General features: G+C 66.6%; 6 protein-coding genes. 3 read left to right on the top strand and 3 right to left on the bottom strand.

The window, feature by feature from the left end; genetic code table 11:
* Window positions 1-19: 19 nt before the first annotated feature.
* Window positions 20-790, bottom strand: a complete 771-nt coding sequence (locus tag AC3WLT_RS07655) for a hypothetical protein (protein WP_492591289.1) — start codon at window positions 788-790, stop codon at window positions 20-22.
* A gap of 303 nt (window positions 791-1,093) precedes the next feature.
* Complete coding sequence (locus AC3WLT_RS07650) at window positions 1,094-4,297, bottom strand: hypothetical protein (RefSeq protein WP_492591288.1); 3,204 nt, start codon at window positions 4,295-4,297, stop codon at window positions 1,094-1,096.
* 285 nt (window positions 4,298-4,582) lie between these two features.
* Between AC3WLT_RS07650 and AC3WLT_RS07645 the strand changes: the two genes are divergently transcribed.
* Together AC3WLT_RS07645 and AC3WLT_RS07640 are read left to right on the top strand one after the other, a co-directional pair.
* Window positions 4,583-8,065 carry a hypothetical protein gene (locus tag AC3WLT_RS07645; RefSeq protein ID WP_492591287.1) on the top strand — a complete coding sequence of 1,161 codons (3,483 nt, stop codon included), beginning with the start codon at window positions 4,583-4,585 and terminating at the stop codon, window positions 8,063-8,065.
* 193 nt (window positions 8,066-8,258) lie between these two features.
* On the top strand, window positions 8,259-9,965 hold the full coding sequence (locus AC3WLT_RS07640) for an amidohydrolase family protein (protein WP_492591286.1): 1,707 nt from the start codon (window positions 8,259-8,261) through the stop codon (window positions 9,963-9,965).
* 116 nt (window positions 9,966-10,081) lie between these two features.
* Here AC3WLT_RS07640 and AC3WLT_RS07635 read toward each other — a convergent pair whose 3' ends face one another.
* Window positions 10,082-11,347 carry a hypothetical protein gene (locus AC3WLT_RS07635; protein ID WP_492591285.1) on the bottom strand — a complete coding sequence of 422 codons (1,266 nt, stop codon included), beginning with the start codon at window positions 11,345-11,347 and terminating at the stop codon, window positions 10,082-10,084.
* 267 nt (window positions 11,348-11,614) lie between these two features.
* Here AC3WLT_RS07635 and AC3WLT_RS07630 point away from each other — a divergent pair, with 267 nt between their 5' ends.
* Complete coding sequence (locus AC3WLT_RS07630) at window positions 11,615-12,517, top strand: SET domain-containing protein (RefSeq protein WP_492591284.1); 903 nt, start codon at window positions 11,615-11,617, stop codon at window positions 12,515-12,517.
* The last annotated feature ends 100 nt before the right edge of the window (window positions 12,518-12,617 follow it).

Below are 12,617 nucleotides of genomic sequence, written 5' to 3'. Positions count from 1 at the left end.
GCGATGTTGATGGCGTGCTTCAGGCTTTCGTCGTCTGCTCGCTGGACGCCTTGTTGAGCATCGTCAGCAATTGCGAAAGCAGCTTGAGCAACTCGTTCGTGAGCGTGTTCGGATCGGTAGAACCGTTCGTGTTGTTGTTCGATCCGTCTGTGCTGCTCGGGTTGTCGGCGCCGCTCGTGTTGTTCGTGTTGCTCGGGTCGTTGCCGGTGCCGTTCGAGCCGGCGGTCTGCGAGCCTTGAAGCTGCTGCAAGAGCTGGATGACTTCGGACAGCAGTTCCTGGATTTGCGCCGCCTGGCCGCCGCCGTTCGCGCCGCCCTTGTTGTCGCCGCCGCCGGCCTGGTTGCCGCCTTGCGCGCCTTCGATCTGCTGAAGCAGCTGGAGGATGTCGTCGATGAGTTGGCCCGTCTGCTTGTCGAGCCCCTGGCCGCTTTGCGACGATTGCTGCAGCATCTGCAGAATCTGTTGCAGCAGCGAAGCGATCTGGCTTTGCACATCATTCGAACTGCTGGACGGATCGGTGGTGTTGTCCGTCGACGGACCTTGCGTCGAGTCCGGGCTTTGCGCGGAGCCCGGAGCTTGCGTCGAGCCGTCGCCGCCGCCGTTGTTGCCGCCCGCGCCGCCGCTTTGCGAGCTGCCGCTCAGTTTCTGTTCGACGATCGCGAGAATCAGTTCGAGCAGTTTTTCGATGTCGTTGTTGTTGAGCTTGCCGCCACCCTTCAGGTCCGATTCGAGCTGATCGATGTCGGTCTGGATGTTGGCGTTGCTAATGTCGTTGCTGATCTTGGTCATGAATAGCCTCTTAACGTACGCGATGAGATAGGCGCAGCGGCGTCAGGCTCGCTGCGTATCGATGTCCATCCTGTTGGCCGCGCGACGGCCGCCCAGCGGCGATCGTCCCTTGCTCAAGCGTAAGAGAGCCGCTCGATCGCCCTGTGTCCAGGAACGAAACATCTGGCGTGACGGCGAATGAGATTGGGAGAGCGCGGAACAGTGAGGAAAAGGGCGGAGCAGGAGCGGGGCGAAAAAGCGCAAGCGGGAGGCCGCGAAAAGGCCGCGCACGCGCCGCGCTAGCGCGCGGCGCGTGGTCCTCGATCAGGAGCGATCGGCGCTGTCCGGATTGACCGCGCGCTCGACGCGCAGCACGCTGAGCTGGCGTGGGTGGGACACTTCGGTGACGCGCTGCGCGGTCGCGAGGAAGCTCGGTCCGAGCGCGCGCGATGTGCCGTTGACTTCCAGCGAGTACAGGAAGCGGTTGTCCCAACTGTCGTCCGCTTCGAGCAAGCCGGCGATCTGCGCATTGCGCTTGTCGATCTGCGCGAGTTCGCGCTCGCCCGGCTTCACGCCCGGCGCCACCACCGCGTCGCGCAACTCGCGCAGGATGTTGATCTTGCGCGCCGCGTCGGGCTTGAGCCAGACACGTTCGGCATAGAGCTGGTTGCCGCGCGTCGCGTCCTGCTCGACGCGGGCGAGATATTCATCGATAGGCTCCGGTTGCGCGGCGCCCGCGGGCTGCTTGCTGTAGGTGTCGTCCCACGATGCGCGGCGGCTGTCCACGTACTGCTTGAACTCCTTCATGCTTGTGAAGGTGGTGTCGCGATAGCTGAGCGATGCGTCGATATGGCCGTCTTCCTCGGCGATGCGCCATGTCGAGCCCGTCTCCGACTGAAGCACGGTGGTGCCGAAGCCGACGATCGCGACATTGGGCAGCACGACCGATTTGACGTGGCCCGTCTCGTCGGCGAAATTGCCTTGCGGCGCGAGGCCGGCGACGAGTGTCGCGGATGCACCCGCCTGCAGCGCACTGCTGCTGCCCGCGAACTCGGCTTTCAACGGACCTTTCTCCTGGCGACGCGTGCGCGTGAGCCAGGTCTTCGTGCCGCCCAGTTGCGCCGACGGGCCGATCTTGTAGCCGTCGTGTTCATAACGCACGCCGGCCGACGCGCTGACCGTCGTCGAAAACGATTGCGCCTTCGAGTCCAGCCAGTTCACCGACACGTCCGGATCCTTGTAGAACGAATGAGCGATGGCGTCCCACATCGAACCTGCGTCGTGCGGAAGATCGCGGTTCGGCCCGCTTGCGGTGGCCGCATCGATCACGCCGAGCATCTTCGCTCGCCACGGGTCGGGCTCGCCCGCCGGCTGCTGGCCGGCGGGCAGCGTGCCGGTCGGCTGAAGCCGCGCGCGCACCATGACGCCTTTCGGCTGCGACATGTCGAAGACGGCCGGCAAGACCTGCACCGAGCCGATCGCCTGGAAGCTCTTGTTGAACAGATTGGCACCAGCTGCCGCGCTCACGCCCGCATGCGACGACCAGCGACGGTCGCTGCCGATGAACAGCTGCCCGTGATTTGCCGACGAACCGCCGTTGATCATCGCGTGGCGGCCGTGGATGAACTTGACATCGGGGCCGGCAAGCACGAACGGCAGCTTGCTCGCGCCCGGCAGGTTGAGCAGTTCGGCCACTCCCGTGTTCACGCCGAACTGTCCGCCGTCCGCCAGACGCACGTCGTAGGTCATGCGCGGTTCGGTGATGACGCGCCTGAAGTTTTCGAGCACGGTCTGCGGCGTGGAGCGCTCAGGCGATGCTTCGCCGTTGCGTTCGAGCGTGGTCAGGTTTTGCAGCGCCGCTTTGAGCCTCGCCGCTTCCGATGGTGCGGGCGCGGTTTCATCGGTTGCACCTTCCGCCGCGGCATGCTGCGTTTCGTCGAGCGGCCCGGTGGCTTCGAACCGTTCGATCCAGCTTTCCAGCGTCGCGGTCGTGAGTCGCGAGCCGGCGCCCGATTTCAGCGCGGCGTACTCCGGGCTGAGCTTGACTTCCGTTTCGCTGACGCCGGCCAGTGCCGCGGCGCGTGCGGCGATCGCGTGCCGCATGCTTTTCGGCACGCTTGTCTTGTCGCGCCAGCCTTTGTGCGCGACGCGCTGATACCAGGCTTCGAGCGTCGCGGCTTGCACCGCGTCGCCGAGGCGCGCTGCAAGCGGGCGCTCGCCGCGCCCCTGCGCGCGCTGCGCGAGCACGCCGCCCAGTTGCCAGATCACGTCGGCCTTGAGCAGATCGTCTTCGGGATGACGTAGGCTCGCGCCGCCCGTGCCCAGCGCGAGCGCGGACATCGGCGACTTGTTGAAGCCGAACGCGCGCCTCAGGTTCGCGAGCATGCCCGGTTGGCTCGCTCGCCGCGCGTAGCGCGACAGCTTGAAGAGCCGATGCTGCGCGTGGGCGAGCGGCGTGCCGGGGCCTTCGTGTGTAAAACCGCAGCGCCACGCGAGATACGCGGACTTCAGATGCCGCTCGGGCTCCACCGAGGGGTCGTCGGCAAGTTGCAGCGCCGCTAACAGTGCTTTGGCCGGCACGCTGACATCGCCCTTCATTCGCTGCGACTGCGGCACGTTCGTGATGCCGGTCGGACGCTGATGTTCGGGCAGCGCGGCTAATGCGAGACGCACGACTTCGTCCATGCTCTGCGGTGGCGTGTGGCCTTCGGGCAGTGCGGCGATCAACGTGTTGGCTGCGCGCAGCGCAAGCTTGGTCGAGTCTTCGCGGATGGCGCGCTTGACCGGGTCCGCGTCGGTGGCGACGTCGCCGCGTAACGCGTGCAGCGTGCCGTAACCCAGCGACGATGTCGCGAGCCGATGTGCCAGCTCGAATGCGCCGCCTTTGACATCGAGCAACGAGGACGCACCGCGCAGATCGTGCAACGCTTCGCGCGCGCGGCCGGCATCGGCGCCGAACGCGTGGTGCATCCGGCGCAGCACGAGTTCCTGGCGGGCGGCTGCCTCGATCTGGGTCGCCATGTCGCTGTGCTCGGGAGCGCCGAGATGCTGCCCGAGCTCACTCGCGAGTTCCTGCGGCAAGCGTTTTTGCGCGTCGAGGCCGGATGGATTGAAGAGTCGCGCCGCGACCGCCTCCGCCCCGCCTCTGCCGACCACCTGTTCGGCGGGTGCCGTCTTGTCGGCGCCCGCGAGCGTCAAGGCGACGTTGTGCTTGTGCTTCGCGACAGTCGCGGGCGGCGTGGCGTCCTTGGCGGGTTGGTGACGCTGACTCTCCGCCACGCCGATCTTCGCGCGCGCGGTCGTGGGACGCGCGGTCGTGACCGTACCGAGGAGCGAGTTCGAGACCGTCACCGGCCGCGGTGCGAGCGTGCGCTTCAGGTTCGACCAGAAGCCGTCGCGGCGGCGGCTCGTGGCAGGCCGAGTCGGTGGGGCTTGCGTGGCGGCATGGGTCGAGGTGCCGGCGGTGACGTCGCCGGTCGTCACGGGCTCGTGCGTGTGGCCCGAACTGGATACTTTAGGAGGGGGCATGGGCGTTGGGGTGGAGTGGACGATTGCACGCAGGCCGCTGCGGCTTGCGCGGATAGGGAAGTGGCGCGCCAGGGCGGGCCTGCCAGGGTAACGACAGGGTAGCCGGGAGATGCGGCGGCCCGGCTGCCGTTGCAGCGAAACGCCGTGCGCGCTGGCGAACTCATCGGACAGCCGGAGCGTCGCCGGGAAAACCACAGGTTTCGCTACGGTCGATAAGATTTCGCCGCTTGGCCGCTCATGTCATACGCAGTCCAGATAATCGGCGGCATCGGAGGAGGAAAGGCGATGCGGCTCACTACCATGTTCAGGAATACGGCATCGATGCTGCGCGGAACGACGCGGGCGTCAACGACGGTTGCGCCAGCTGCCAGTCCCGCTGCATCGACGGGAGCGGGCGTGCAGCCATCGCCGCCTGGTCCGCGTGCGGGCGCCAAGGCGAGCTTTGCGGCGACGCGCGAGCGCTTCAAGAGTCTGCTCGGATTCAGCCGTCCGCCCTATGCGACGCGCGATGTGCGAACGGACCGCCGGGCGCTGGTCGAAACCGAATGGCGCATGCCGTTCACTCGCGCCAACAAGTTCGGCCGGCCTTTCCCGGCACACGACGTGCGGATTGCGGCGCAGACGCCGGCTCGACCCCTCGATCCGCCCGGTGACTGGAGCGAGGCGGGACAGATGAAGCCGGCGGCGGGTTCGAGCGCATCCGCCCAGCGACGCGCGGCGAAGGCGCATCGCATGCTCGCGAAAGCGGTCGGCAAGTTCACCGCGAAGCGCGCGGGCGACTCGCCGAATGAAGCCGCGCCGCGCGCAACCGGACGCCCGCGTACTGCGGCCGAACTCGAGCATTGGCTTGATCATCGCGAAGGGCTGGACAGCTGGGTGCGGGAGCATTTCAGCGCGGCGGGCGGGGGCGTTGTGGCGGCTGCCGATGCGGGGAATAACGCACGCAGCGGGAATGATGCGGATGAGGCCATCGCCGCTCACCCCGATATCGCACCCACCGATCCAATGGTCACGCTATCCGCCTTGCTCGCGCAAGCGGCGCAGGCCACAGATGCCGTGCACGACATCGCGGACGAGTCCATGTCGCAGGCCGATCCATCCGCAACAGACAGCACGCTCCGATTCGCACCATCGCTGATGCTCGGCTATGCCGTGCTGTCCGCGCTCGGCTCAAGCGAACCGGCGCGGGCGGCAGCGGCATTGCAGGCATTGCCGGACGTGGTGACCATCGAAGGGATCGTGCAGCGGGCCGCGACGTTCGACGCGAACGCAGTGCGTCCCACGGTCACGACGACAGCAGAGCGGCCACAACCCGATGACCAGGCTGTCCGGGTAACCAACGAGAACGAATCGCCCGCCGACGAAATCACGACCGAACACGTCGACGAAATCACGCACGAAGACGACAGCAACGTCGGCACGACCGCCACGGCCGATGCCGCGGCTCTCAACCCGGCGCATGAGGACGCCTGGCGCATCGCCCGCGCTCTCGCGAACACGCACCTGGGCTTCGATGTACTGAAGCAGCTCACGGGCGGCGCTGCATCGACCGCCGACAATGCGACCGCGCTCGCGGCGCTGCAAGCGTGGAACACATTGCCCGAGCCGCATGCCGATCTCGGTGCGGCGCTCGCTGCCGCGCACGCCGCTGTCGAAGACAAAGGCAACCTCGCTCCGCGCGTGCTTCGCGCCGTGTCGGGCTCGACGCAGCCGCGCGATGCGGCAGCGCTTTTCGCGTGGCGCCAGGGTTTTCGGAGCGACGCGCCAGGCAGTGCGCTGAAGCAGACGCAAACGCGGCTGCATCGTTTCGTGACACGCGGGATGTTGCGGCTCGACAAGCCCAACTGGTTCTTTCAGCGCATGTTCGGCAAGAAGAAGTCGGCGTTGCGCGGCATGACGCTCGGCACGTCGGCCGCGGCGCTCGCGTCGTACACGAAAGAGGCGGCCCGCTATGCCGACGCGCTGAAAGCGGCTAGCGCGGCTTTGGCCGCATCGCTGCGCAGCCCGCGTCTCGCAACTGGGGCGCCGGACGGTCCCGAGGCGCAGGCGCGCGAAGCCGCGGCCGCGGCGCTCGAGGCGCTCTGCGCGAGGCCCGCGACGCACATCGGCGATCTCGAACTGGACGAAGCCGCCGTGGCTGCGCTCGAAAATCGCGAGCCGGTGGCGAGCGCCGCCCGCCGCGACGACGCGCCCGCGCTGCTCGATGCAGGCGCATTGCGCGAGTGCGCGAAGCGCTTTCACGTGCATCGATGGGAAGCGGTGAAGACCGCGCTCGATCACGTCGACAATGTCGGCAATTCCAAGGCGCTCAAGCCTGAGCGCCTTGGCCGCGAAGAAATCAGAAGCGTGCTGCGCCAGGTGATCACCGACCTCCAGCAATCGACGCAGGTGTCCTTCGCGGACGGCGGGCGCTTCGGCTTCAGCACGCGCGGTCTCTCGCTGTCGGTCAACCGCGGGCCGCATCAGCACTTGCCCGTCGGCGGTGAGCTCACGTTCGCGCATTACCATACCCGCAGGGCCGTCGTGTCCCTCCAGCGCAATAACGTGGGCTTCGATATCTTCATCGGCACCGAACACGGCAAGCGCTCGCGGGCGAGACTCGGGGGACGCCTCGGCTACAGCAAGCATATGAGCTGGCTCGGCGGCTTGCGGCTCGGCGGCTCGCTGCGCCTCACGCCGTTCGATCGCGAGTTGCGCGAGCCACGTGGCGTGATGATTCGCGTCGCGCGCGAGCGTCTCACCGACGAGAATCTCGACTGGGTCGCGATGAAGTACGACGATGCGCGCACCACCGAAGCCGTGCTCGACATGGTCGACTTTCTGTTCGAGGAAGCGCGCGAACCGGTGCGGGAAAAGGGCGCCGAAACGCCGTTGTTCGAGCGTCTTGCCGCGCACATCGGCGACCGCACGGACATCTCGATCGGCTGGCAGGACGGCCGCACGAAGGCAACGCGCCAGGGCATTCAGGCATCGGCGGGCGCGTCGGTGTCCGCGCCCAGTTCGTCGGTGCGCGGCTCCTATGGCCTCGACGGCAATGTGACGGTGGACCTGAACAGCCGCAGCGACACGGCCGTCACCGAAGCGACCGGTTCGATCCGCTACGACCGCCGCGCCGTGACGTCGAGCATGCGGGTCTCCGTGCAGGGGACGGCGGGGGCCAGTCCCGGCTGGCATAAGGGTGAACTGACAGGCGGCCTGCCTGGCGCATCGCCGCTTGGTGTCGGCGGTGCACGGCCGGAGCGGCTCGTTGCCGCGCGCGTGATGCTTCCGGAGCGCGAAGGGCGGCTGCTCAATCGCGGCTGCTACGCGGACCAGCAGTTCGCGTCGTTCAACGCCTTCGCGGCGGCAGTCGAGGGTTCGCGCGAAGAATGGATCGAGATGTACCGGCACACGCACGGTTGCGACTATCCCGAGGCGGCTGCGAAGCTGAAGCACGACCTCGCGATCCTAAAAAGCCATCAGCGCATCAATCACACGTTCCTCGTGCGCCGCCGCCTGAAGCCGGCGCAGGCGCGGCGCGGCGACGTCTATCGCGCGCTCGAACGCATGCATGACACCGCCGCGAAAGCCGCGGGCGGCAGGGGCGTGGACTGGTCGCGTCCGCTCGACGCGATGTTGCGCGAGCGCGCGTCGTGGCTGCCGGAGCGTATTGCCGTCACGGAAGTGTCGGGCCGCGTGCGCAGCACGCCGGGCTTGCGCCTGCCGATCGGCGGTGTTGCCTCGGAAAGCGTGTTGGCGCAGCGCGAGCTGATGCGCTCGAAAGCGTGAGGTGTTGCGGATCAGGTATCGATGACGTTGCGCGAATTCTCTCCGGGTTGCGTTGAAGTTGCGCTGAAGTTGTGTTGGCGTTTCGTCGGGTTTCGTTGACGGATGCCGTGTTTCGCTGCGACTGCGAAGGCGCGCGCCGCGTGGCGACTAGCATGCTTTCGCGCGCCACCCTGCAATTCTCACGGAGAAAGATATGACTCGCATCAATTCGACTCATGCGTCGACGACCGATCACACATCGGAGGCCGGTCCGTCCGGCACCAACGAATCCGCTTCACGTTCTGGCGCAAGCTCGCGCAAGCGCGGCGCAACGGCGTTTAGCGGCGCGGGCGCGCCGCAGCCTTCGGCGCCGAAGCGCGCCGCGCCGGGCGGCAGCGGCGAGAACCGGCCGGTGCGCGCCGGCGCGCAGAAGCTGATGCGCGCGCATACCCGCTTCTTCGAGGATGGCAGCGCGTCGGTGCGAGGCTTCGAAGTGCAGTCAGTGCGGCGCGGCACGGCCGACGAATCGCACGCGGTCACGCGCGCTCTGCGTGAGACGCCCGAGCTCGCCGCGATGCTGACGACCACGGTCGACAAACTGGGCGAGAGCGCGTTGCAGGACGCGCACGCGAGCCGCAACGCGACCGGCGACTGGATGTCCGATTCGCATTTCCACCCGACGAACTATGCGCAGCAGGGCATGGTGCCGGAAGAGATGCTGAAGATGATGGACGAGGTCGGCATTCATCGCAGCGTGATGTCGCCGATTCCGACCAACGTGATGCCGTGCGGCGACCACGACGGACACAACCACATTCCGCCCGAGTCGTACTACGTGAAGCAGAAGTACGCCGACATCAAGCCGCACGAGTTGACGGCCGACGTCGAGGAAGAAATCGCAAAGAGCGCGCACCTGATGCTGAACACACAGGTCGATGCCGACACGGCGCTCTTCATGAACATCGCGGAGCTCTCGGACGCCCAACGCGACCGGCTCGATCCGATGGTGACGGGCCTGCATCTCGGCGATCCGTTGAGCCCGCAGACGCTGCTGCTGAAGGTCGCGAACCATCGCGGCATGTTCACCGGCGTGGGTGAAGTGACGATTCACAAGGAACTGGTCGAGCGCCAGTACGAAGGCGTACGGCAGGCCAATCTGACGGACAACGTGCAGGTCTTCAAGAACATCGTCGCGACGGCCGGCGTGATCGGCATGCCGGTGGTTCTGCATTGCGACGTCGATTCGACCGCGAACCAGCGGGCCAACGGCAAGGGCCAGCCTCAGCATCTGGAGAACCTCAAGAAGCTGTTCGCTTCGCCGGAGGCAAGCGGTGCGACAGTGATCTGGGCGCACTGCGGCGGCATCGGCCGTTTCGTGCAGAAGCCCATCGATCATGCCAACAATCTGCGCACGATTCTGGCGGACCCGAAGACGAGCCACGTCCACATCGACATCTCGTGGTCGCGCGTGGCCCGGCAGATCGTCATGAAGACGCAGCCCGACGGCACCGAGGTGCCGGATCACGAGTCCGTGCATGCATGGGCATCGCTCATCAACGAGTTTCCGGATCGCTTCCTGTTCGGCTCCGATGCATTGAATCCGCAGGTCAAGGATACCTGGGCGGAGACCGGCAACATATACAAGCCGCTGCTCGAGGCGCTGACGCCGCAAGCGCGCATCGCGGTGAAGACGGGCAATTATGAGCGCGTGATCGTCGGTGCGCGTCCGAAGGTGCGTGCGTTCGAAGAACACGTGCTGACACCGGAGTTCGTCAAGACGGGCTTGCGTTCGTCGGGGGTGGGACGGGTCAACGCGGGTCCGCACATCGATCCGGAAGCGCTGCGCGCCGTGCGCGACGAAGCGTATGCGAAGGCCGGTGTGGATGTGTTCGGACGCCCGGCGGACGCGGCTACGCACTGAGCGTTGCGATAGACGGCTGGCGCTTGCACGCCGGCCGGTGTGCGTTGTGCGGAACGCGCCCTTGTGGCGCGTTTTTTTGTCCGCAGGCGAATCCGGACCTTGCGCGCCGACGACGTTCAGGCTCGGTTCGCAGCCGCAACCGGCTCTTGCGCGGCGCGTGCGGACAGCGCTTGCAGCGCGCTCTCGTAGGCCGCCTGCAGTTCCAGAAGCGCCGGCCGGTTGCCGGCCGTGTTCGCTTCGAGGCGCCGCTTCTTGAGCTTGTAGCGCAGCGTCACCAGTTCGACGGTCGCGCGATCATGTGGGATTTCGAGTACGGCATGCCACGGACGGTTTGCTGCCGTTGCGCCGGCGTGTGCGTTGACCGCGCCTCCATGATGAAGTGCGGGCGACCCATGCCACGGCGCAGCGGGCGGCCATGCCGGAGCCGGCATCGCGTGAGTGTAGCCGCTGTGTGTATGGACGAAGAACGGCCGCGTCGCGCTCGGATAGAGACCGAAGCGCAGCGTGCGAAAACGTCCGTTGAAATGGAAGCCCACGTGCATCTGCTTGCCGGTAGGGCCGTCGCCGAAACCGTAGGTGAAGCCGATCCGGCTGTTCGCGCCGACGACGCGGCTTTGGTAGGTCGGCGCTAGCCAGCCCGGCAAGGGCGCGTGCCACGGCAGCGGCTGCGTATAGGACGCATAGCCATGAGGCGTGAAGGCCGAGCCGCTTGCGGGATACACATGCTGCGCGCTCCAGTGATACGGCGAGTAGTAGGGCGCTGTCACGGGCGGGCCCCAGGGCTGCGCGTGCGGCGCATGGGAATAGGGCGTGTAGGCAGGCGCCAGATGCGGGCCGAAGTGGGGCACCGGATACGGATGTGCGCTGCCAAAGCTGCTTCGGGGCTGGTGCGCGTCGTTAGTGGATTGGTCTGGGGCCGCGGCTGTGGTCTCGTTTGGCGTGGCCGTTGGGGGCGTTGCCGTCGTCGTGGCCGCAGTGCCGGACGTGCCGGATGGATCGCCGTGTGTGTCAGCGCGTGCGGGCTGCTCCGCGTGCTCGGCCTGGGGCGTTTGAGTCGTTGGACGCTCGGCCGCATCGCACTCGCGTGGAGAGGTGAACCGCGCGACGTGAGGCGATTCCTGATCCTGCTGGAAGCGCTGCGAAAACGCCGCGACGCGATCGGTCAGGTCGCTGCGCGACAACGTGCGTCGCAGAAGCGGCGAGGCGGACGCGCTGTGCGTGCGCTTGTGCAACGCGGACGCGCTGCCCGCGCCGTGCGGCAAGCCGGCGTCGAGGGTGCGCGAAGGGCGGCGATTCGGCGCGGCGGCGTGATTCTGCGCCGGCTGGCTGTCGGGCCGGTCGATGGGCGAAATAGAGGGATGTGATGTGATTCGTTCGGGCATCGGATGCTCCTGTACCGGAGGACCACGCGTTCGCGAGGCCATGGCGGCCATGCGCCGGCTCGCGCGGATAGCAGAGCATAGGGCCGCACGAGCGGCACCGGACGTGTTCGCGGCGATACGCTGACGCCCGCAGCGAAACTTCGCGATGACTTCGCTGGCGTCGCCGCAGTTTCGCGACGCTCTCGCGCGGACGAAGACCCGAGTCGATAACGTCGCGTCATCGATACAGCGATTTGACTTCAGCCGATCATGGCAAAGCGAGGCCCAATGGCATTACCGAACGAACCGCGCGTGCAGGCGCTTCTCGACACGATCAGGCAGCGCGTGGCCGATGCGGCGCGCGCGCCGGGACTGGCGGCACGGCACGAGGCGATCTTCGATGTCGTGCCCGCCTTGAAGGAGCAGATCGACGAGTCGCTCGCCGACGACGCGGCCGCCGCACAGGAAGCCGCCGCGTGCCTGCGCGAAGCCTTCGAATCGTTCAAGCAGGTTCACGCGATTGCGCGTCTGCCGTACTCGCCGCGGCTCGATGCGCGTTATCCGTATCGCGACGAGTCGTTGAACCCGGTTCTTATCGTCGAGCTGCGGGATCCGACGCGAGCGCACGATGAGCGGGAGGGCTCGCGAATCGAAGCTGTGATGCCGTACGTCGATGCCGCTTTGAGCGACGAGAGCCGTGGCGACACTTATCGAAACACCATCCATTGCCGCACGATCGAGCCCGACGATCTGCGCGATCCGCGTGAGCACGTGCTGGTTGGCGAGCGCGGTGCATTTGCCGCGCGGCGCATACAGCGCGGCGAATGCGTCGGCGTGTACGGCGGACGGCTCATGAGCGCCGCGATGTTTTTCACGTGCGTGGACGAGTCGTTCGTGATCTGCGCGAACTCGGGCAACTCGCTTGCTTTCGTCGACGGAGAGAATGTGCTGGCGATGGCCAACACGTCGCTCGCCTACGATGCCGACGGCATGCCGGTGGCCCAGGCGGATGACGGCTACAACCTCGAAGCGATATCGTTCGATGCTTTGCCTCGCTGCGGCCGACGCTTTTCCATACGCGCATTTTTTGCCACCGAAGATATCGAAGTGGGCGCGGAGTTGCGGTGGAATTACCGGTATTCGCCGGAGCTCGTTCGACGTGTTTTTGCTTGGGCGTACAGGCCGGCGTAACGATTCCCTCGACTGGAGTTGGCCGGGTACTGCCTCATGCAAGAGCCATACGCGATGTGAACTGCGCAAGACGATCCGGCCGTCGTCGCGGACGGGAGCG

The organism is Paraburkholderia sp. FW306-2-2C-D06C, from assembly GCF_058781505.1.
The sequence above is the reverse complement of the archived record's forward strand: the minus strand, read 5'-3'. Positions and strand labels throughout refer to the sequence as shown.